This window comes from Burkholderia sp. Bp8963, from assembly GCF_003854275.1.
Lineage (GTDB): Bacteria > Pseudomonadota > Gammaproteobacteria > Burkholderiales > Burkholderiaceae > Burkholderia.
Window position 1 is genome coordinate 27,294 of record NZ_QTQP01000016.1, and the last position, 22,191, is coordinate 49,484.

At 68.7% G+C, this 22,191-nt stretch carries 18 protein-coding genes; 9 read left to right on the forward strand and 9 right to left on the reverse strand.

Annotation, left to right across the window (positions count from 1 at the left end; genetic code table 11):
- Positions 1–30: 30 nt before the first annotated feature.
- From xdhA to DID96_RS15655, 4 genes are all read left to right on the forward strand, one after another.
- Entirely contained in the window at positions 31–1,623 is a 1,593-nt protein-coding gene (gene xdhA, locus DID96_RS15640) for a xanthine dehydrogenase small subunit (RefSeq protein WP_124600199.1), read from the forward strand.
- A gap of 14 nt (positions 1,624–1,637) precedes the next feature.
- Entirely contained in the window at positions 1,638–3,992 is a 2,355-nt protein-coding gene (gene xdhB / locus DID96_RS15645; protein WP_124600200.1) for a xanthine dehydrogenase molybdopterin binding subunit, read from the forward strand.
- 1 nt (position 3,993) lies between these two features.
- Complete coding sequence (gene xdhC / locus DID96_RS15650) at positions 3,994–4,647, forward strand: xanthine dehydrogenase accessory protein XdhC (RefSeq protein WP_124600201.1); 654 nt, start codon at positions 3,994–3,996, stop codon at positions 4,645–4,647.
- 85 nt (positions 4,648–4,732) lie between these two features.
- A complete protein-coding gene (locus tag DID96_RS15655) occupies positions 4,733–5,134 on the forward strand; it encodes a nuclear transport factor 2 family protein (RefSeq protein ID WP_124600202.1) in 402 nt (133 codons plus the stop codon).
- Between the two features lie 107 nt (positions 5,135–5,241).
- Here the strand turns inward: DID96_RS15655 and DID96_RS15660 are convergent, their stop codons facing one another.
- From DID96_RS15660 to DID96_RS15670, 3 genes are all read right to left on the reverse strand, one after another.
- Entirely contained in the window at positions 5,242–6,192 is a 951-nt protein-coding gene (locus tag DID96_RS15660; RefSeq protein WP_124600203.1) for a LysR family transcriptional regulator, read from the reverse strand.
- 68 nt (positions 6,193–6,260) lie between these two features.
- On the reverse strand, positions 6,261–6,899 hold the full coding sequence (locus tag DID96_RS15665) for a DsbA family protein (RefSeq protein ID WP_124600204.1): 639 nt from the start codon (positions 6,897–6,899) through the stop codon (positions 6,261–6,263).
- A gap of 141 nt (positions 6,900–7,040) precedes the next feature.
- The gene (locus DID96_RS15670) at positions 7,041–8,462 is read right to left on the reverse strand and encodes a TAXI family TRAP transporter solute-binding subunit (protein WP_124600205.1); all 1,422 of its coding nucleotides are present in this window, start codon (positions 8,460–8,462) and stop codon (positions 7,041–7,043) included.
- Between the two features lie 413 nt (positions 8,463–8,875).
- On the opposite strand from DID96_RS15670, the gene DID96_RS15675 reads away from it, so the two are divergent.
- The gene (locus DID96_RS15675) at positions 8,876–9,241 is read left to right on the forward strand and encodes a BON domain-containing protein (protein WP_124600206.1); all 366 of its coding nucleotides are present in this window, start codon (positions 8,876–8,878) and stop codon (positions 9,239–9,241) included.
- Between the two features lie 112 nt (positions 9,242–9,353).
- Entirely contained in the window at positions 9,354–11,453 is a 2,100-nt protein-coding gene (locus DID96_RS15680) for a D-(-)-3-hydroxybutyrate oligomer hydrolase (RefSeq protein ID WP_124600207.1), read from the forward strand.
- A gap of 284 nt (positions 11,454–11,737) precedes the next feature.
- Here DID96_RS15680 and DID96_RS15685 read toward each other — a convergent pair whose 3' ends face one another.
- The gene (locus tag DID96_RS15685; protein WP_124600208.1) at positions 11,738–12,028 is read right to left on the reverse strand and encodes a hypothetical protein; all 291 of its coding nucleotides are present in this window, start codon (positions 12,026–12,028) and stop codon (positions 11,738–11,740) included.
- A 44-nt stretch (positions 12,029–12,072) separates the two neighbouring features.
- On the opposite strand from DID96_RS15685, the gene DID96_RS15690 reads away from it, so the two are divergent.
- Positions 12,073–13,920 (forward strand): S10 family peptidase, encoded by a 1,848-nt coding sequence (locus DID96_RS15690; protein ID WP_124600209.1) that lies wholly within the window; start codon positions 12,073–12,075, stop codon positions 13,918–13,920.
- Positions 13,921–14,095: 175 nt separating this feature from the next.
- Here the strand turns inward: DID96_RS15690 and DID96_RS15695 are convergent, their stop codons facing one another.
- From DID96_RS15695 to DID96_RS15715, 5 genes are all read right to left on the reverse strand, one after another.
- Positions 14,096–14,884, reverse strand: coding sequence for a sulfite exporter TauE/SafE family protein (locus DID96_RS15695; protein ID WP_124600210.1), 789 nt, complete (start codon positions 14,882–14,884; stop codon positions 14,096–14,098).
- Between the two features lie 243 nt (positions 14,885–15,127).
- Positions 15,128–16,570: an MFS transporter gene (locus DID96_RS15700; RefSeq protein WP_124600211.1), complete on the reverse strand. Its 1,443-nt coding sequence runs from the start codon at positions 16,568–16,570 to the stop codon at positions 15,128–15,130.
- Between the two features lie 112 nt (positions 16,571–16,682).
- A complete protein-coding gene (locus tag DID96_RS15705; protein WP_124600212.1) occupies positions 16,683–17,438 on the reverse strand; it encodes a DsbA family oxidoreductase in 756 nt (251 codons plus the stop codon).
- A 150-nt stretch (positions 17,439–17,588) separates the two neighbouring features.
- Positions 17,589–18,350: a transcriptional regulator gene (locus DID96_RS15710; RefSeq protein ID WP_124600213.1), complete on the reverse strand. Its 762-nt coding sequence runs from the start codon at positions 18,348–18,350 to the stop codon at positions 17,589–17,591.
- 18 nt (positions 18,351–18,368) lie between these two features.
- The gene (locus tag DID96_RS15715; RefSeq protein ID WP_124600214.1) at positions 18,369–19,331 is read right to left on the reverse strand and encodes an ornithine cyclodeaminase family protein; all 963 of its coding nucleotides are present in this window, start codon (positions 19,329–19,331) and stop codon (positions 18,369–18,371) included.
- Positions 19,332–19,711: 380 nt separating this feature from the next.
- Between DID96_RS15715 and DID96_RS15720 the strand changes: the two genes are divergently transcribed.
- Complete coding sequence (locus DID96_RS15720) at positions 19,712–20,497, forward strand: ABC transporter substrate-binding protein (protein WP_124600215.1); 786 nt, start codon at positions 19,712–19,714, stop codon at positions 20,495–20,497.
- 66 nt (positions 20,498–20,563) lie between these two features.
- Positions 20,564–21,808, forward strand: a complete 1,245-nt coding sequence (locus tag DID96_RS15725) for an FAD-binding oxidoreductase (RefSeq protein WP_124600216.1) — start codon at positions 20,564–20,566, stop codon at positions 21,806–21,808.
- Positions 21,809–22,191 lie beyond the last annotated feature (383 nt).

Genomic DNA, 22,191 nt, shown 5'->3' on the forward strand with positions numbered 1-22,191 from the left:
TGTTGCCCAACTTGAAGAGCGTTACGAGACATGAGTGAGCCGATCCGTTTCTATCATCGTCATGCGATCCGCGAAGTCGGCGGCGCGGACGTCACCCGCACCGTGCTGCAATACCTGCGCGAGGACGCGCATTGCACCGGCACCAAGGAGGGCTGCGCGGAAGGCGACTGCGGCGCATGCACGGTCGTCGTCGGCGAGTTGACCGACGCAGGCACGGTCGCGTTCAAGGCCGTCAACGCATGCATCCAGTTCCTGCCGACGCTCGACGGCAAGGCGCTGCTGACCGTCGAGGACCTGCGCCGGCCGGATGGCTCACTGCACCCCGTGCAGCAGGCAATGGTCGATTGCCACGGCTCGCAGTGCGGTTTCTGCACGCCCGGTTTCGTGATGTCGATGTGGGCGCTGTACGAAAAGCACGGCCACGAAGGATGCGGCAGCGCCTGCGCGAACGCGAAGGACGTGCCGACGCGCACCGAGATCGCCGACGCGCTGACCGGCAACCTGTGCCGCTGCACGGGTTATCGGCCGATCGTCGACGCGGCGGTGCGGATGTTCGACGCGGCCGGCGAAGGTGCGACCGGCGAAGGCGCGGCCGGCGAAGGTGCGCAGCCGCCCGCCGTCGACACGGCCGCGCTCGCGCGCACGCTCGCGTCGCTGAAGCGCGACGAAACGTTCGACTATGAAGCCAACGGCGCGCGCTTCGCGGCGCCGCGCACGCTCGACGCGCTGGCCGCGCTGAAGGCCGAGCGCCCCGACGCGCGCATTCTCGCGGGCAGCACGGACATCGGCCTGTGGGTCACGAAGCAGATGCGCCGGCTCGACGATCTGATCTACGTCGGCCAGGTCGCCGAACTGCAGCGCATCGTGCACGGCGACGACTGGATCGAGATCGGCGCGGGCGTCACCGTCGAGGATGGGTACGCGGCGCTCGCCGAGACCTATCCGGAGCTGACCGAGATGTGGAAGCGCTTCGCGTCGCTGCCGATCCGCAACGCGGGCACGCTCGGCGGCAACATCGCGAACGGCTCGCCGATCGGCGACGCGATGCCGGGCCTGATCGCGCTCGGCGCGCGCGTGGTGCTGCGCGGCGGCGACGCCGTGCGCGAGCTGCCGCTCGAGGCGCTCTACACGGGCTACCAGCAGAAGGACATGGCGCCGCACGAATTCGTCGTCGGCGTGAAGGTGCCGACTCGCAGCGGCGCGCGCGCGAACCTGCGGTTCCGCACGTACAAGCTGTCGAAGCGCTTCGATTCGGACATCTCGGCCGTGTGCGCGGCATTCGCGTTCATCGCGGACGGCGACACGATCCGCGAGCCGCGCATCGCGTTCGGCGGGATGGCCGCGACGCCGAAGCGCGCGACGCACACGGAAGCCGTGCTCGACGGCGCACCGTGGCACGAGGCGACCGCGCAGGCCGCGATGCAGGCGCTCGAGCGCGACTACCAGCCGCTCACCGACATGCGCGCGACGAGCACCTATCGGCTCGAGACCGCGAAGAACCTGATGTACCGCTTCTGGCTGGAGACGCGTGCGCACGATCCGCTGCCGCCGCAGGCATTGAGCGTGCGTGAAGTGGCAGCCGAAGTGGCAACTGAAGTGGCAACTGAAGCGGCGCGCGCCTGACGGGAGAACACACGATGAACCAGCAAGCCGAACCGTTCCTGAACACCCTCGACGCGCAGGCCGACGCCGCGCAGGTCCACATCTCGCGTCCGCACGAATCCGCGCACCTGCACGTGAGCGGGCGCGCGACCTACACCGACGACATCCCGCTCGTCGCCGGCACGCTGCACGCGGCGCTCGGGCTGTCGACGAAGCCGCACGCGAAAATCGTGTCGATGAACTTCGACGCGGTGCGCGCGACGCCCGGCGTCGTCGCCGTGTTCACGGCCGACGACATTCCCGGCGTCAACGACTGCGGCCCGATCATCCACGACGACCCGGTGCTTGCCGACGGCGTCGTGCAGTTCGTCGGCCAGCCGATGTTCATGGTCGTCGCGACGTCGCACGAAACCGCGCGCCTCGCCGCGCGCCGCGCGAAGGTCGACTACGAGGAGCTGCCCGCGATCCTGACCGCGAAGGACGCGCGCCGGGCCGAAACCTATGTGATCCCGCCGCTGAAGCTCGCGCGCGGCGACGCGGCCGCGCATCTCGACGCCGCGCCGCATCGCCATGGCGCCGAAATGAGTCTCGGCGGCCAGGAGCAGTTCTATCTCGAAGGCCAGATTGCCTACGCGGTGCCGAAGGACGACGACGGGATGCACGTGTATTGCTCGACGCAGCACCCGAGCGAGATGCAGCACCTGATTGCGCACATGCTCGGCGTCGCGTCGCACAACGTGCTCGTCGAATGCCGCCGGATGGGCGGCGGGTTCGGCGGCAAGGAATCGCAGTCGGGGCTGTTCGCGTGCTGCGCGGCGCTCGCCGCATGGAAGCTGCTGTGCCCGGTGAAGCTGCGTCCGGACCGCGACGACGACATGATGATCACCGGCAAGCGCCACGACTTCAATTACCGCTTCGACGTCGGCTACGACGACGCCGGCCGCATTGACGGCGTGTCGCTCGACATGACGTCGCGCTGCGGCTTCTCGGCCGACCTGTCGGGCCCGGTGATGACGCGCGCCGTTTGCCACTTCGACAACGCGTACTGGCTGCCGAACGTGTCGATCGCCGGCTACTGCGGCAAGACCAACACGCAGTCGAACACCGCGTTTCGCGGCTTCGGCGGCCCGCAGGGCGCGTTCGCGATCGAGTACATCATCGACGACATCGCGCGCGCGCTCGGTCGCGATCCGCTCGATGTCCGCTACGCGAACCTGTACGGCAAGACCGAGCGCAACGTGACGCCATACGGCCAGACGGTCGAGGACAACGTGCTGCCCGAGCTGCTCGCGGAACTCGAGGCGACGAGCGGCTATCGCGCGCGGCGCGCGGGCGTGCGCGAATTCAACGCGCGCAACCCGGTGCTGAAGAAGGGCATCGCGCTGACGCCGGTGAAGTTCGGCATCGCGTTCAACGTCACGCACTTCAACCAGGCGGGTGCGCTCGTCCACATCTACACCGACGGCTCGGTGCTCGTGAACCACGGCGGCACGGAGATGGGGCAGGGGCTCAACACGAAGGTCGCGCAGGTCGTCGCGCACGAGCTCGGCATCCGCTTCGAGCGGATCCGCGTGACGGCGACCGATACGAGCAAGGTCGCGAACACGTCGGCGACGGCCGCATCGACCGGCTCGGACCTGAACGGCAAGGCCGCGCAGGATGCGGCGCGGCAGCTGCGCGAGCGGCTTGCCGCGTTCGCCGCGAGCCAGTATGGCGGCGGCAAGGTCAACGCGGCGGACGTGCGGTTCGGCAACGATACCGTGTGGGTCGGCGAGAACGGCGTGCCGTTCGGCGAGGTGATCGCGAAGGCGTATCTCGCGCGCGTGCAGCTGTGGTCCGATGGCTTCTATGCGACGCCGAAGCTGTACTGGGACCAGTCGAAGCTGCAGGGCCGGCCGTTCTTCTACTACGCGTACGGTGCGGCCGTGTCCGAAGTCGTGATCGACACGCTGACGGGCGAGATGCGCACGCTGCGCGTCGATGCGCTGCACGATGTCGGCGCGTCGCTGAACCCGGCGCTGGACATTGGCCAGGTCGAAGGCGCGTTCATCCAGGGGATGGGCTGGCTCACGACCGAAGAGCTGTGGTGGAACCCGGGCGGCAAGCTGATGACGCATGCGCCGTCCACGTACAAGATCCCGACCGTCAACGACACGCCGCCCGAGTTCAACGTGCGGCTGTTCGAGAACCGCAACGTCGAGGACAGCATCCACCGCTCGAAGGCGGTCGGCGAACCGCCGCTGTTGCTGCCGTTCTCGGTGTTCTTCGCGGTGCGCGATGCGGTGGCGGCCGTTGGCGACTATCGCGTGAATCCGCCGCTCGACGCGCCCGCGACCGGCGAGTCGATCCTGCGCGCAGTGCAGGCCGTGCGTGCGGCACAGGCAGGCTGACATGAACGGCGCACCGCGCTCCGCTCGCCCGCTGCCCGCCGACGGCACGCATGGCACGCATGGCACGCATTACGACACCACGCTGCCCCGCGGCACCGGCCGGCGCAACCGCGCGACGGGCGTGCCCGTGCCGATGCACATCGTGCTGTTCGGCGCGGGGCACGTCGGCCATGCGCTCGTCACACTGCTCGGCGCGCTGCCGTGCGTCGTGCAGTGGGTCGACATGCGCGATGAACTGTTCCCGGACGAATGTCCGCCGAACGTGCAGCCCGAGCCGACCGACACGCCGGAGGCGATCGTCGACGACGCGCCTGCGGGCGCGTATTTCCTCGTGATGACGCACAACCACGCGCTCGATTTCGCGCTTGCCGAGCGCATCATGCGGCGGCGCGATTTCGCGTACTTCGGGATGATCGGCTCGCGCACGAAGCGCGTGAAGTTCGAGCGCCGGCTCGTTGCGCGCGGCGTCGACGCGCTGCGGATGCGCGAGATGGTGTGCCCGATCGGCGTCGCGGGCATCGTCGACAAGGCGCCCGGGTCGATCGCGGTCGCGGTCTGCGCGGAGCTGCTGCAGGCGCGCGCGGGCGTGCCCGTGGCGGACGTGAAAGCGGCTGCGTCCGGCCGCCTGCCGGACGACCTGTGCTGCGTGCGGTGAGCGCGCGTCGCGCCGCCGTCGCGCGCTTTTGCCTACACTGACGGAATTGCGCGGCAGCGGGCCGCGCGTTTTTCGTCCGGTGACCATGTCCGATTCCCAAGTCTTTCTCGATGCGCTCGACGCGAGCCTCGCGACCATCGAGCGCTGGCTGTCCGGCGCCGACACCGCGCCGGCCGCGCTCGACGCGCTGATCGCACCGTTCGCGCCCGGCTTCACGATGATCATGACCGACGGCCGCGTGTTCGACCGCGACGACACACATGCGCTGTTCGCTGCGCTCGCGGGCGCGAAACCGGGGCTGCGCATCACGTTGTCGGAGCTCCGCGTGCTCGCGGCGAACGACCGGCACGCGGTGATCACGTATCGCGAAGCGCAGCATGCGGCAGCGGGCGAATTGCCCGCACGGCGCTCGACCGCCGTGTTCGAGCGCGACGCGAGAGGCACGGTGCGCTGGCTCCATCTTCAGGAAACGTTCTGCAGCGCATGAGCGGCGCACGCGCATGCGCATGCGCATGCGCCGGCGTGGCCTGCGCGCAATCCTGATTCGGCGGATGCATCGAGGGCCCTGCGTGGCGCGCGCCGCCGCGCAGGACGTCAGCGCTTGCGCTTGCCGCGCGCGGCGGTCAGCTCGCCCGACACGCTCTGCATCAGCGCGCGCAGCCAGGCGATGTCGGTCGGGCGATCGGGTTGCGGATGCGTGAGCAGGTAGCTCTGGATGCGCGGAAACGGCACCGGCGGCGCGACGACGACAAGCGGCAGCATCTGCGCGTAGTGCGTCGCGAAGCGCCGCGTCGTCGTGAAGATCAGGTCCGACTGCAGCAGCACCTGCGGCACGATCCCGAAATACGGCAGCGTCGTGACGATCCGCCGCGTGAGGCCCGCGCGCGCGAGGCCGATCTCGATCGCGTTGCGCTTGTCGCCCGTGTACGGCGTCGGCGCGAGATGCGCGGCGTTCGCATACGCGTCGCGCGTGAGCGGTGCGTGCGCGAGCGGATGCGAGTCGCGCATCAGACAGACGATCGTGTCGGAGAACAGGTCGTCGCGCGCGAAGCGCGGGTCGGGCTTCGGCCAGTTGCCGATCACGAGATCGAGCGCGCCGGATTCGAGCGCGTCCGCATGGTCGAGCGTGGGATTCAGCGAATCGATCTCGAGGTGCGCTTGCGGCGCCGCGTCGCGAAACCGCTCGATCAGCGTCGGCATGAAGAAGTCGTTCAGGTAGTCGGGCGCGGCGACGCGGAACGTGCGGCGTGCGGATTCGGGCGCGAACTCGCCGTGCGGCGTCGCGATGAAGTCGACTTCGCGAAGCGCGCGCTGCGCGGCGTCGAGTAGCGACGCGCCGTATTCGGTCGGCACCATTCCCGACTTGCCGCGCACCAGGATCGGATCGTTCAGCGTCTCGCGCAGCTTGCGCAGCGCGGTGCTGATCGCGGGCTGGGTCTGGTTGAGGCGCAGCGCGGCCTGCGTGACGCTGCGCTCGAGCAGCAGCGTGCGCAGCACGCGCACGAGCCAGATGTCGAGCGAGGCGGTACGGTCGTCTTCTTCCATTGCGGCGGGTGATTCGGGCGAAACGTAACCTTACCGCAGCCGCGCGTGCCCGTGCGTGATGGCCGGTATCAGACGCGGCCCTTCGGCAGCGTGCTGATGCGCTTCACCTCGCGCGATTCGAGCCAGTTCGGCGTGCGCGCGCAGTACAGCACCATCGGCAGCGCGTCCTCGCCCCAGAACAGCTGCTTGTTCATCCAGAACGTCGGCACGCCGAACACGTCGAGCGCGATCGCATCGGCCGCATTGCGGCGCAGCTGCGCGACCGTCTCCTCGAATTCGATCAGCTGGTCGCCGTGGCCGACGCCGACCCGCTCGCACAGCGCCACGAAGCCGTCCGGCGTCGACGGATCGTTGCCGTCGCGCCAGATGAAGCGGAATATCTCGCGCACCGTCGGGATGTCGGCGCGCAGCGCGATCGCGAGACGCAGCGCCTTGTCGGAGTCGAACGGGTGCGCGGGCGGCATCTTGAAGCGGATCCCGAGCTGCTCCGCGCGAAACAGCGCGTGACGGTACGTGAAGATGCGCCTGGCCGGCACGTCCGAGCCCGGGCGCTGGCCCCAGTGACGCTGCAGCTCGGCGAGCGCTACCGGGACCGGCTCGAACGGCACGTCCGGCCAGCGGTCGTATTGTTCGAGCAGCAGATAGGAGAACGGCGAGACGAAATCGAAGAACCAGGCGGGCTGGGCGGTGTCGAGGCCTGTGGTCATGGGGTTCTCCTGAGGATAGGGGGGCCGGCCAACCGGCGGCCGGTGCTCCCGTGGCCTGCTACCCGGCGGCGGGCGCGCAGCGCGCCGGTTCCCATGTTACGTGGCGGCGCGCCGATGCCGCAATGATCGCGGATCGTCCGCTCACGCGGAACCGGGAGTCGCCCGGGGTGGGGCGCCGTCGCCGCCGTGCGCCGGCTCGTGCGCGGCGCCGTGCGGGAAGTCGTGATCGTGCGCGGTGAGCCGCTCGCGCACGAAGCCGATGTGCTCGCGCAGCACGTAGAACTGCCCCGCATACGCGAGCGGCATCTTCATCCGGTTCACCGATTCCTCGATGCTGTCGAGCCGGTCGAGCAGCTCGACGCGCTCCTCGGCCGTATGCTCGCCGAGCGCGCTGCGCTCGAGCGCGATCAGCGCGCCGTACCAGCGGTAGATCCGCGAGCGCACGCGCCAGCCGTACAGCGCCGGCACCAGCCGCAGCCCCGGAATCAGCACGACGATGAGCGGCACGACGATCACCAGCAACCGGTCGACGAGGCTCGCGACCCAGAACGGCAGCCGCCGGTACAGGAAGGTCTTGCCCGACTTGTAGTAGCGCGTCGCATCGTCGGACAGCGGGAAGCTGCGTGTGATCGGCGACGGGAATTCGCCCGCGCGCTGCAGGATCGTCGCGTGGCCGTGCACCTCGCGCGCGGCCTCGATCAGCAGGTCCGACAGCGCCGGATGCAGCGTGTCGCGCGCGACCAGCTCGATCGTCGGCGCGACCGTATGGATGTCCGCGGGCGGCAGGTTCCGGCCGAGATCGTAGACGCCCTCGGGCAGCGTGATTGCGGTCAGGTAAGGGAAGCGGCGCGCGTAGGCCTCGGCCTGCGTGAACGAATACACGTGTACGCCCGGCGCACGGAACAGCTTCGCCATCACCGGAATCTGCGTCGAGTCGCCGGACAGGAACGCCGCGTCGATCTTGCCGTCGAGCAGCGCCGCCGCGGCATCCTCGCCGGACGTCGGCAGCAGTTCGGTCGTGCCGCCCGGCGCGATGCCGTTCATTTTCAGCAGCGCGAGGCTCAGCTCGCGCGCGCCGCTGCCTTCCGCGCCGAGCGCGAGCCGCTTGCCGTTGAAGTCCGACAGGCGCGCGACGACCGGGCCGCGGTACATGATCGCGAGCGGCACGTAGCCGATGCTGCCGAGCGAGACGAGATGCTCGTCGCGCGTTTTCGGGCCGATCCCGCTCTGCACGAAGCCGACGTCGACCGGCGCGTTCGGGTTGGACAGCCGCTCGAGGTTCTGCGCGGAACCCTCGGACGACTCGACGTCGAGCGTGATGCCGTTCTTCGCGAGGATCGCCTTGTACTTCTCCGCGGCGTTCCAGTAGGTGCTGCCGGGCGGGCCGGCCGAGATCACGAGCGTCGAAGGCGGCGCGGGCTGGATCATCTTGATCGCGAGCCAGACCGTGGCGATCGCGAGCAGCACGGTCGGTCCGACCGACAGCGCGAGGTCGCGCCACGACACCGCGACGAAGCGGGCGAGGATGCGGGGTGGCCGGCGGGGGCGCAGGATGGGCTTCATAAGCGGCGATCGGCGGGTGACGCAGGCATGACACATCGGTGACACGGGTCACGAACGATGCGCATTCGCGGCGATGGTAACCGGTTTCGCGGCGCGTGCGCGAATCGGCTGCGGCGGCCGCGCGATGCGCCGCGTCAAAAACTTTGCGCTTCCGCGGGCGCTGGATTACATTGTGCGACGCAGCCGCGCCCGATTCGCGCGACCCGGCCCTCCATCAGACCGGGCGCGTCCGGCCGGCGGCTGCCCGGCCCGGCCGGCCCGCTTCATGCGTGCGCCGGTCGCCGGCCCGTCTCGCCTCTCTCGCATCGCCGTGGAAATCACCGGCCGTCCTGCCGCGCTCGCGCGCGGGCTGGCCGCCTTTGGGGGTACCCGGCCGCACTGTGCGCGGCCGTTCCGAATCACAAGGAGATAGCATGAAGTCGATCGTGTTGAGAGCGTTGGGCGTGGCCGCGGTGGCGGTGTGTCTGTCCGGCAGCGTGTACGCGCAGTCGAGCGAGCCGGCGGCGTCCGAAGCGCCCGCCGCCGCGAAGAGCGCATCGAAGGCCGCCGCGAAGACCGCGAAGCAGGCAAACCGCAAGCTCGGCTATGCGGTGCGCAAGGCGATTTCGAAGGAGAGCGGCGTCGATGTGAAGAACATCGTCGTGCGTTCGAAGGGCGGGGCCATCACGCTCGAGGGCTCGGTGCCCGAGCAGGCACAGATCGAAAAGGCCGAAGCGGCCGCAAAGGGCGTGCCGGGCGTGACGTCCGTCAGCAACAAGCTGACCATCCAGCAGCAATGACCTCCGGGCGGCGCCCGCGCGCCGCCCGCGCTCGCATTCCCGCGGGCCTCGGCATGCCGGGGCCCGCGTTCGCTGTGATGCATCGAGACATATAACGAGAGAGAGGGCGGCGATGACGACATCCAGGTGGGGCAGGCGAGTCCGGTTCGGTGCGGCACTGGCCGCGGCGGTGACGATGCTTGGCGCGTGCAACGGCAACGAAACCGCGGAAAGCAACCGCCAGCCGGATTTCATCGCGGGCAACGTGCGCACGACGGCCTACGACGGCGCGAGCGACGACCTGCTGACGGCCGGCCTCGGCAAGACGGGCCTCGCTAGCGCGACGCCCCCCGGCTTTGCGAACCCGGCCCGGCCGACGGCGGCCGAGCTGCGCCGCCTCGCGATCTGGTCGAACTACCGCGCGCTCGTCGACATGACTGCCAACGGCGGCTACGGCCGCTTCTGGGGGCCGAACGTCGATCTCGACGGCAACGACACGCTCGGCGAAGGCAGGATCGCCGGCACCGAATACCTCGCTTACTCGGACGACGGCAGCGGCCGCAAGAACGTCACGCTGCTCGTGCAGGTGCCGGCCAGCTTCGATCCCGCGCAGCCGTGCATCGTCACCGCGACGTCGTCCGGCTCGCGCGGCGTGTACGGCGCGATCTCGGCCGCCGGCGAATGGGGCTTGAAGCGCGGCTGCGCGGTCGCATACAACGACAAGGGCGGCGGCAACGGCGCGCACGAGCTCGGCTCGGACACCGTCACGCTGATCGACGGCACGCTCGCGAACGCGGTGCTTGCCGGCAACGCGAGCCTCTTCACCGCGAACGCGACGAGCAGCGAGCTGACCGCATTCAACGCGCAGTTCCCGAACCGCTATGCGTTCAAGCACGCGCATTCGCAGCAGAATCCCGAGCAGGACTGGGGGCACGTGACGCTGCAGGCGGTCGAGTTCGCGTACTGGGCGCTCAACGAGCAGTTCGGACCGCTGATCGACGGCAAGCGTCACGGCGTGCGCTACCGGCCCGGCGATATCACGACGATCGCCGCGTCGGTCAGCAACGGTGGTGGCGCCGCGCTCGCGGCGGCCGAGCAGGACACGCGCAACTGGATCACCGCGGTTGTCGTCGGCGAGCCGCAGATCAACGTGCGGATGGCGCCGAACGCGCTCGTGCGGCAGGGCGGCGCGCCGGTGCCGTCGTTCGGGCGGCCGCTCGCCGACTACGCGACGCTTGCCAACCTGCTGCAGCCGTGCGCGGCGGCGGCGTCCGCGCTCGCCGGCGCGCCGTACCTGAGCGCGCTGCCGCAGGCCGTCACGCAGTCGATCCGCACACAGCGCTGCGCGACGCTCGCCGCGGCCGGGCTCGTCGCGGGCGCGGACCTGCAGAGCCAGGCCGCCGATGCGCTCGCGCAACTGCACACGGCCGGCTACCTGGCCGATTCGGACCCGTTGCAGGCGCCGATGTGGGATTCGCAGGCGATCCCGGCGATCGCGGTGACCTATGCGAATGCGTACACGCGCTCGCGCGTCGTCGACAACCTGTGCAACTTCAGCTTCGCGACGACGAATCCGGCCACCGGCGCGGTCGCGCCGCCCGCTGCGTCGCCGATGCCGAGCGTGTTCGGCGCGGGCAACGGCGTGCCGCCGACCAACGGCATCAGCCTCGTGTTCAACACGGGCGCCGCGACCGGCATCGATCACCGCCTCGCGACGCCGGACGCGAGTTTCGCGGGTGCGCTGTGCCTGCGCCGGCTGTGGACGAACGGGATGCTGAACCTGCCCGCGAACGTCGACGCGGTGCGCGTGAATGCGAACCTGCAGGGCAAGCCCGCGATCATCGTGCACGGCCGCAACGACGCGCTCGTGCCGGTGAACCACGCGTCGCGCGCCTACGTCGCGCAGAACAGCATCAGCGAAGGCGGCCGCAGCCAGCTCGCGTTCTACGAGGTGACGAACGGTCAGCACTTCGATGCGTTCCTGCCGGTCGCCGGGTTCGATACGCGGTTCGTGCCGGTCCACTACTACGACCTGCAGGCGCTGAACCTGATGTGGCGGCACCTGAAGAACGGCGTGCCGCTGCCGCCGTCGCAGGTGATCCGCACGGTGCCGCGCGGCGGCACGCCGGGCGCGGCGCCGGCGCTGACGGGCGCGAACCTGCCGCCGATCTCGACCGCGCCGGGCGGCAACGCGATCACGGCCGCCGCGGGGGCGATCGACGTGCCGCTCTGAATGCCTTGAACGCGCGTCAGCGCATGCCGAAAAACCGGACGCCAGCGTCCGGTTTTTTTTATTGCCTTGATCTTTCCGGAATCGGTCCCAGCTTTCACATTCGCTGAATGACGGGGCCTGTAACAAATTATTGCTTTACGGCAGGAAACCCGGAATCTATTATGCGCCGATATTTTCACTTAATTTAATAAATTACATTGAGAGAATATTCCTTTCCATTTAATTAACCAATCCTTTCGATTTCATTCGTTCGGCAGAGACCGGGATTGATCGTCGTTCGGCGATTAATCGGCGTCGTGCCGAAGGGGGCGGTTCGTCGTGTCGATGCGGAGCAGCCTTGCCAGGGCTGGCTTTGCGGGGAATGTTTTTGCTGTCGATTTGTGTGCGATTACGGATGGCGCTGGAGTTGCATCTGAATTGCGGGTTTCCGTTTTCAATGGAATTGTTTCCATTGTGCAATCGCTGAATATCGGGTGGGGTAAATCATGCCGGTCGGTCAACGCCGAGCCGGTAAAAAACTCGGAGTGCGTCGCATAACGAATGCGCTCCTGGTGCGGAACGCCGGAACCAATCATCCCTTGGGTCCGGCGACATTTATCGTTCTGTTCGAGAGGCAATAATGACGACACTGAAGTCCTTGAAAGACGGTTTCGCGCTATTCGGAACGACACTGAGCGGGCCGCTGGTCGCGGCGACAGCCGCTGCGCTGCTCGTCACGGGTTGCGGCGGCGACGACGGCGCGAGTCCGTCCGCGTCGGCGGCCGCCGCCAACACGGCCGCGAACGCGCCGGCGTCCGCGGGCAGCGGATCGACCAGCACGGCGTCGAACGCCACGCAGCCCGATCAGCCGTACGTCGACACCGACGTGTACGGCACCGGCCCCAACGACGCGGTCACGGACGCGACCGAAGGCGCCGCGGTCGTGCACCGGCAGGTCACGATCGGCGGCAAGGTCGTCAACTACACGGCGACGGCCGGCCACCTGACGACGATCGACCCCGTCACGTCGCAGCCGAACGCGAAGATGTTCTACGTCGCGTACACGCAGGACAATCCCGACCCGTCGAAGCCGCGGCCGGTCACGTTCTTCTACAACGGCGGCCCGGGCTCGTCGTCGGTGTACCTGCTGCTCGGCTCGTTCGGGCCGAAGCGCCTGCAGTCGTCGTTCCCGAACTTCACGCCGCCCGCGCCGTACAAGCTGCTCGACAACCCGGACAGCCTGCTCGACCGTTCCGACCTCGTGTTCATCAACCCGGTCGGCACCGGTTACTCGGCGGCGATCGCCCCGGCGAAGAACAAGGACTTCTGGGGCGTCGACCAGGACGCGCGCTCGATCGACCGTTTCATCCAGCGCTACCTGACGAAGTACGCGCGCTGGAACTCGCCGAAGTTCCTGTTCGGCGAGTCGTACGGCACGGCGCGCAGCGCGGTGGTGTCGTGGGTGCTGCATGAGGACGGCGTCGAGCTGAACGGGATCACGCTGCAGTCGTCGATCCTCGACTACTCGAATGCGTTGAGCGCGGTCGGCACGTTCCCGACGCTCGCCGCCGACGCGTTCTACTGGAAGAAGACGACGCTCAACCCGCAGCCGGCCGACCTCGACAGCTACATGGTCCAGGCGCGCAACTATGCGGACGGCGTGCTCGCGCCGCTCGCGCAGGCGCCGAACCCGCAGGACGGCGGCTTCGTGAACGTGCGGCTGAACCTGAACCTGCAGGCCGCGCAGCAGATGGGGTCGTACATCGGCACCGATCCGGTCTCGCTGATCCAGACCTTCGGCAACCCGGCCGCGCTCGGTAACGTGCCGTCGTCTAACAACAACCCGCCGTACACGTTCTTCCTGACGCTCGTGCCGGGCATCCAGATCGGCCAGTATGACGGCCGCGCGAACTACACGGGCCAGGGCATCGCGCCGTTCATCCAGCCGAACTCGGGCGGCAACGATCCGTCGATCAACAACATCGGCGGCGCGTACACCGTGCTGTGGAACAGCTACCTGAACACCGACCTGCAGTACACGTCGACGTCGTCGTTCGTCGACCTGAACGACCAGGTGTTCAACAACTGGGACTTCAGCCACATCGACCCGACGGGCACGAACAAGGGCGGCGGCAATACGCTGTACACGGCGGGCGATCTCGCATCGACGATGAGCCTCAACCCGGATCTGAAGGTGCTGTCCGCGAACGGTTACTTCGACGCGGTCACGCCATTCCACCAGACCGAGCTGACGCTGAAGCAGATGCCGCTCGACCCGACGCTCAAGGCGCAGAACCTGGCGATCCGGAATTACCCGTCGGGCCACATGATCTACCTGAACGATCCGTCGCGGACCGCGTTGAAGGGCGATCTCGGCCACTTCTACGACAACATCCTCGCGAACCGCGCGGCGTTGCAGCGCGTGCTGAAGCTGCAGATGCGCACGCAGCAGTTGCGCCAGCAGAAGCTGCAGCAGCAGGGGCAGTAAGGGCAGTCATGTCGGGCGGGCCGTGCGCCGCCTGACTTGACGTAAAAAAACGCCGCCCGGTTCATCGCGAGCCGGGCGGCGTCATTCATTTTGGGTCGCGTACGCCGTCCGGCGCTGCGCCGTTTCACGACTTCGCGACTTCGCGACTTCGCCGCGGGATCCCGCGGCGGTTCGCTTACGCGAGCACGAGCCGCACGCCGACCGCGACGAGCGTCGACGCGAGCAGGTTGCGCAGCAGGCGCTCGGGCGCGCGTGCGGACAGCACGCTGCCGATCACGATGCCGGGCAGCGAGCCGAGCAGCAGCGACAGCAGCATCGACAAGTCGACCGAGCCGAGCAGCCAGTGACCCATCCCGGCGATCAGCGTGAGCGGCACCGCGTGCGCGATGTCCGAGCCGACGATGCGGGTCGTCGCGAGCGCCGGGTACAGCAGCAGCAGCACGGTCACGCCGATTGCGCCGGCGCCGACCGAGGTCATCGACACCAGCATGCCGAGCACGGCGCCGGTCAGCACGGTGGACCACAGCGTGCGCGCGGGGCTTGGCGCGAGCGGATTGCGCGCGGCCAGCGCGGTGAGCTGCGGCCTGAAGATCAGCGCGAGCGACGTGAGGAGCAGCGCGCAGCCGAGCACGAGCTGGATCATGCGGCCGGCGCCGGGCGACTGCATCCCGTACGTATGCAGCATCCACAGCGTGAGGGCCGACGCGGGGACACTGCCGGCCGCGAGCCGGCCCGTGATGCGCCAGTCGACCGTGCCTTTGAGCCCGTGCACGAGGGTGCCGGTCGCCTTGGTCGCGGCCGCGTACAGCAGGTCGGTGCCGACCGCCGTCGCCGGATGGACGCCGAACAGCAGCACGAGGATCGGCGTCATCAGCGAACCGCCGCCAACGCCCGTCAGGCCGACGAGGATGCCGACGAACAGGCCGGACAGGGAGTACAGCAGATCGATATGAGGAAGCGACATCGGAAGCAGGCGGTTATGCGGCGTTCGGTGGCAGCTCGCGGGTCAAAGTCCGACATTGTCGCAAAACTGGCGGGGTGGTGTACGACCGCGTTAAAAATCGGTCGACCGGCGCCATCGGGTGATCCGGCGAAGGTGCCCGGGCAGCCTTGCTGGACGGGGCTCCGACGGAATTGACGTGCGCACGCGCGACACGCTCGCGCAGGCCGGAACGCGGTACGCGTCATCATTGGCCGCCGCACCAGATCAGTGCATCGCGCTGCCGACCCCGCCGCCGACCGCATCCTGCTGCCTGATCCGCAGCGCGAGGCCGATCAGCGCGGCCGTCGCGGCGAACACCGCGCCGCACGCGAACGCGACGTGATAGCCGCCATTCAGCGCGTCGAGCGGCGTGGCCTGGCTTGCCGCCAGCACATCGGTGCGGGCAGCCGCGAGGCTGGCGAGCACGGCGAGCCCGAGCGCGCCGCCCATCATGAACGCGGTGTTGACGATCCCCGACGCGAGCCCCGAATCCGCGGGGTCGACGTCGTTCATCGCGGCCAGCAGCATCGGGTTGAACGCGACACCCGCACCGATGCCGAGCAGCGTCATCCCGGGCAGCACGTGCCAGACGAATCCGCCGTCGACCGGCGCGCACGAGAACAGCGCCAGGCCGCATGCGGCGATCAGCAGGCCGGCCGCGATCGGGCCGCGGATCCCGAAGCGCATCACGATCCGCGCGGACAGCCCGAGCGAGAACGCGGCCATGATCAGGTTCGCGGGCAGGAACGCGAGGCCGACCTGGAACGGGCGGTAGCCGAGCACGCGCTGCATGTACAGCGCGGACAGGAAGAACCACGCGAACATCGCGGCGGCCCACAGCACGCCGATCGCGTTCGCGAGCGCGACGTTGCGCGCGGCGAACAGCGTGAGCGGCATCAGCGGATGCGCGACCCGCGCCTCGATCGCGACGAACAGCGCGAGCAGCGCGGCGGCCGTGCCAACGAGCGCGATGGTCTGCGTCGACAGCCAGCCGGCCTCGTTGCCGTTGACGATCCCGTAGACGGCGAGCATCAGCGACGCGGTCACGGTGACCGCGCCCGCGACGTCGAGCCGCGCGTCGGCGGCCGGCGCGCGCGTGCGCGGCAGCAGCGCGACGCACAGCGCGTAGACCGCGACGCCGATCGGCAGGTTGACGAGAAAGATCCAGTGCCACGACAGCGTGCTCGTCAGGAGCCCGCCGAGCAGTACGCCGACACTGCCGCCGCCCGCGCAGACGAAGCCGTAGACGCCCATCGCGCGCGCCCGTTCGCCGGTTTCGGTGAAGAGATTCATGATCAGCGACAGCGACACCGCCGACACGATCGCACCGCCGAACCCCTGTACCGCGCGCGCGGCAATCAGCATCGCCTGCGATTGCGCGATGCCGCAGGCGAGCGACGCGAGCGTGAACACCGTGAGGCCCGCGAGGAACATGCGCCGGTGGCCGTACAGGTCGCCGAGCCGGCCGCCGAGCAGCAGGCAGCCGCCGAAGGTCAGCAGGTACGCGTTGACCACCCAGACGAGCGCCGTCTCGCTGAAATGCAGGTCGGCGCCGATCGACGGGAGCGCGACGTTCACGATCGTGCTGTCGAGCACGATCATCAGCACGCCGAGACAGAGGACGATCAGCGCGTACCAGCGCTTCTCGCCGTGGATACCGTGGGTCATGGGTTCGTGGTCTCTCAGTTGGTTATTTTTGAAAGACAACATTGTAGACGCCGCACGGCGCGGCTTCCTGCCGGTTTCCGGCAGCAGCGGTGGGTGGTGGTTACCCGTGCGGCTATGCGCCCGGCGGCAGCGCGCAGCCGTCGGGGCCGCAGGCGGCTGCGTCGTCGCTGCCGCTTGTGTCCCCGATCGTGCCGTCGAGCGCGACGACGCCGTCGTGCCACGCCTGCTCGAGCGCCTGCGCGAACACGTCGGCCGGCTGCGCGCCAGACACCGCGTAGCGGCCGCCGAACACGAACAGCGGCACGCCGCGGCCGCCGATCTGCGCGGCGCGTTCGATATCGGCGTCGACTTCGTCGCGGTACGCGTCGCTGCGCAGCACGGCTTCGACCGCCGCGCGCTCGAGCCCCGCGTCGACCGCGAAATCGGCGAGCGCGCCGTGATCGAACAGCGAGCCGTGCTCGCTGAAGTACGCGCGATACAGCCGCTCGGTCAGCGCGTGTGCGCGGCCCGTCGTTTCGGCGAGCTTCACGAGCCGGTGGCCGTCGAGCGTATCGCCGACGAGCGTGCCGGGCAGGTCGTAGCGCAGCCCGACACTGGCGGCCGCATCGGTCACCTGGCGCAGCATCTGCTCGACCTGCGCGGGCGCGAGCCGGTATTTGCCGCCGAGCATCGCCTCGACCGGCTCGACCGGCTGGCCGGGCATCAGCCGATACGCGCGCAGCACGACGTCGACGTGGTCCGCATGCGCGAACGCGGCAAGCGCTTCGTCGAAACGGCGCTTGCCGATCCAGCACCACGGGCAGATCAGGTCGGACCAGATTTCGACGGTCAGCGTCGGGCGAAGCGCGGGGGTGAGGGCGGTCGGCATGGGCGAGTAGCGATCGGGCGAAAAAATGTAACTGCGACTATATCATTTTTGGCCGCGACGCCCGGAATGAGGGGTAGGCGGCACCGCGTTGCGTGCCTGGGGCACAACGGCGCCCATGCGCGCGAAGCGCGACGGTGGCCGCCTGCTCGCCTACATGTCGCCCTGCGTTTCCTTCAGGTGCTTCAGATGCTTGTAGACGGTCGCGCGCCCCATCCCGAGCACGTTCGCGACATAGTTCGCCGCGCTCTTGCCGCGGAACGCGCCTTCCGCGTACAGCGCCTCGACGAGCTCGCGCCGATGCTCGCGCGTGAGCCCGTTCAGGCCGACCTGCCGCTCGTGCAGCCAGCCGTGCAGGAACGTGTTGATGCGCTCCTGCCAGTCGTCGCGGAACAGCTCGTCCGGTTGCGCGACGACGCCCGCGCCCTTGATGAACAGGTCGAGCGTCGCGCGCACCTCGTCGAACACCGCGATGTTGAAGTTGATGCACATCATCCCGGCCGGATGCCCTTCGTCGTCGAACAGCACGTTGCTGACGCAACGCATCCGCCGGCCGTCCCAGTTGAGCTTCTCGTACGGGCCGATCACGCGCTCGCGTGCCGAGTGGTCGGTTTCCTCGAGCGCGGAATCGTCGCCGACCTCGCGTTTCGACAGGTTGTTCGCGAGGTACAGCACGGTCTGGTCGTGCAGGTCGTGGATCACGACTTCCGCGTACGGGAAGAACAGCGTCGCGATGCCGTCGGCGATCGGCGCATAGCGGGACAGCAGCAGGTCTTTGACGGGGGATGGCTTCTTGCGCATCGGAATCGCTACCTCGGGTGAGCCGCGGCCGGGCGGCGTCTCCGGCCGACGCCGGCGCACCGCCGCCGTGGCGGTGGCGCCATTGTATCGGGCGCGCGCGCGATTGATGTTCATATGCGGTTCATCTGCGGCTCATGCGCGCGTCAGGTGCGCGTGAAGCGCGTGCGCGATCGCGACGTCCTCGAGACCGAGGCCGATCGAGCGGAAGAACGCATGGCGCGTGCGCGACGGCGCCGGACATGCGTTGCGCACGAGCGCGGGCAGATCGCCGACGATGCGCTCCGGCGTCCAGCCGTGCTCGGCGGCCGCGCGTTGCATCTCGCCCGCGCTCGCGGGCGTCGTGTGCCGGTAATCGCAGTAGACGTCCATCCCGGGCAGCCACGCGGGCGGGATCTCGTGCGCCTGCGCGACGTTGGTGCTGATCGACGTGACGAGCGCAGGGCGCGTCAGCATCCCGTCGCCGAGCACCGGCGTGCCCGACGACGTGCACAGCATCACGACGTCCGCGTCGCGCACGCAGGCGGCGACGCTGTCGGCCGGCCGCGCGCGCGGATCGATCTGCGCGATCGTGGCCTGCAGCGCCGCGTCGCCGGCCAGTGCCGGCGAATACACGCGAATCGTCTCCCAGTCGCGCAACGCTGCCGTGTGCCGCAGGTGCGCGAGACCGACCGCGCCCGCGCCGACCAGCGCGAGATGCTTCGCGTCGCCGGGGGCGAGGCAGTCGACCGCGAGCGCGGTCGTGCCGGCGGTGCGCTCGACCGTCAGCAAGCCCGCATCGCACCACATCAGCGGGTGACCGGTGCGCATCGACATCAGCGCGGTCCACGCGGTGACGATGGGTTTGCCGCCCGTCACGATGTACGGCGACAGCTTCGCGCCGAACACCTGCTCGTCGGCGAGCGCGCCGAGGTAGGTGATGAAGTCGCCGGCCTGGCCGGGGAACAGCGTGAGCGTCTGCGGCGGCTGCACCGCGCGGGCTTCGCCGAGCGACGCGAACATGCGGCGCAGCGTGCCGAGCACGTCGAGCGACGGCAGCGCGGCGCGCACCGCCGCTTCGTCGACGGTCAGCGGCAGGGTGGGGGCGGCTTGCGTCATGGATACGTCTCCGGTCGGGGCCGGACGGACTGTCTCGCGACGTGTCGGTCCGGCGGTGTTCTTGATGGACAAAAAGTCTAATATAGACTCACGATGGCTGGTGAGATTTTATTTTCGGGATGTGTCGCGTGACGGCGGTCGTCGGAAAAATCAATGAAAATCAACGGCTTGTTCCCAATATCGGCGACGCCGACGCACTGAAACCGGGGCACGATTATCGTATCCCCTATAGTCTATAGTAGACTATCAGTCTATATTTCGGGTGCATGGACGTGCGCTGCCGCATTGCCGGCCGGCCGTGCATCGCGCCAATCCGGTGCCCCGTCGAGCGGGCGCTGCGTGGCCGTCCCCCCGTTGCCTCAACCCAGACAGGACCCGTCATGAACTGGAAGCTCTCTCTGTGCGTCGCCGCGGCTTTCGCGAGCGCAGCCGTCACGGCCCACGCGGAACAGACCGCCAACACGTTGCGCTTCGGGATCGAAGCCGCTTATCCCCCGTTCGAGAGCAAGACGCCGGCCGGGCAGTTGCAGGGCTTCGACGTCGACGTCGGCAATGCGGTATGCGCGAAGCTGAAGATGAAGTGCGTGTGGGTCGAGAATGCGTTCGACGGCCTGATTCCCGCGCTGCAGGCGCGCAAGTTCGACGCGATCAACTCGGCGATGAACATCACGGCCAAGCGGCGGCAGAGCATCGATTTCACGCCGGCGATCTACGTCGTGCCGATCGTGATGGTCGCGAAGCGCGGCTCGCCGCTGTTGCCCGATGTGGCGAGCCTGCGCGGCAGGCACGTCGGCGTGCTGCAAGGGTCGTCGCAGGAAGATTTCCTGAAGGCGCACTGGGCCAGTGCGGGCGTGTCGGTCGTCTCGTACCAGGATCAGGACCAGATCTACGCGGATCTCGTCGCGGGCCGTCTGGACGCGGCGGTGCAGGAAGCGCAGACCGCGCAGGACGGTTTCCTCGACAAGCCGGCCGGCCGCGATTACCAGATCGTCGGCGACGCGCTGAAGGATCCGGCGACGCTCGGCGAAGGCACGGGCTTCGGGATGCGCAAGAATGACAAGGCGCTGCAGGCGAAGATCGTCGGCGCGCTCGACGCGCTGAAGAAGGACGGCACGCTGAGCGCGCTGTCGCAGAAGTACTTCCGGCGCGACATCATCGCGAAGTAAATCCGGCCGCGCCGGGTGCAAGGTCCGGCGCGCATCGCATCGAATCTCGACGCAGTACGAGGAAGCATGGATTTCGACGTCATCGTCCTGGGGGCCGGCATCGTCGGCGTGTCGTCGGCGCTGCATCTGCAGGATCGCGGCCTGCGCGTCGCGCTCGTCGACCGGCGCGGGCCGGGCGAGGAAACGAGCCACGGCAATGCGGGGCTCATCGAGCGCTCGTCGGTCGTCCCGTATGCGTTCCCGCGCAAGCTCGGCACGCTGCTGCGCTATGCGCGCAACCGCTCGATCGATCTCTATTGGGACTACAAAGCGATGCCCGCGTACGCGGGCTGGCTCGCGCGCTTCTGGCGGGAGTCGTCGCCGCAGCGGCTCGCGGCCGCCGCGCGCGACCTGCTGCCGCTGATCGCGGCGAGCGTCGACGAGCACGATGCGCTGCTCGCGCGCACTGACGCGCAGCCGCTCGTGCACGACGGCGGGTGGATCGAGGCGTTCCGCTCGCCCGTGCTGTTCGACGCGGAAGCGCGCGCGCAGCAGCGCGTCGCGAGCGAGCACGGGCTGCGGATGACCGTGCTCGATGCACGCGCGCTGCGCGATCGCGAGCCGGGTCTCGGCGACGCGTTTTGCGGCGCGTTCCACTGGCAGGATCCGAAGAGCGTGTCGAACCCGGGCGGCCTGACGAAAGCGTATGCGCGGCTCTTCGAGCGGGAAGGCGGCACGTTCGTGCTCGGCGATGCGACGACGCTCGAGCAGGTACGCGACGGCTGGAGCGTCGATACCGCGGACGGCCGCATCGCGGCGCGCCAGGCGGTGGTGGCGCTCGGGCCCTGGTCCGACCACGTGTTCGCGCCGCTCGGCTACCGGATCCCGCTGCGCACGAAGCGCGGCTATCACATGCATTACCGGCCGACGCGCACGCTGCTGAACGTGCCCGTCTGCGATACCGAGGAAGGCTTCGTCGTCGCGCCAATGGACGGCGGGCGCCTGCGGCTCACGACCGGCGTCGAGATTGCGCTGCGCGGCGCGCCGCCGACCGGCGTGCAACTGGCGCGTGCGGAGCCGCTCGCGCGTGACGCGTTCGGCATCGGCGAACGGCTCGACCCGGCACCGTGGCTCGGGATGCGGCCGTGCACGCCGGACATGCGTCCGGTGATCGGGCCTGCGCCGCGTCATCGACACCTGTGGTTCGCGTTCGGCCATTGCCATCACGGGCTGACGCTCGGCCCCGCGACGGGCCGCCTGCTCGCCGAGATGATGACGGGCGCGCCGACCTACATCGATCCTCATCCGTTCCGGGCCGCTCGCTTCGGCTGAGTGGGTGCCGACGGCGCGCGCGGTCGGGCGCGCTGGCGGCGCAGGTCCGGGGCCGCGTGCACGCGGGCCTTCGCGACACAGTTTTTCATGCGGCTGTCGATAATCGACGAATTATCCGGATTCGCAATGATCTGCGTAATTGTCCGGAAAGAAATCGCGAAATAAGAAAATCAATGAATACGCGATTTTTTTATGCATTTTCATATGCGTGAAACGGGGTGCTTCCCGTCAATCGGATTGACACCGATGACCGGTGAACGGCGGGGCCCCTGCAGCGCCCCGTGTGTACCGGAACACGTTACATCGGGCCTCGAAAACGTTACGTTACATCCGCGTTCCGCGTCCGATTCCCCTCGGGCAAGTCACGCCGCGCATCTGAATTT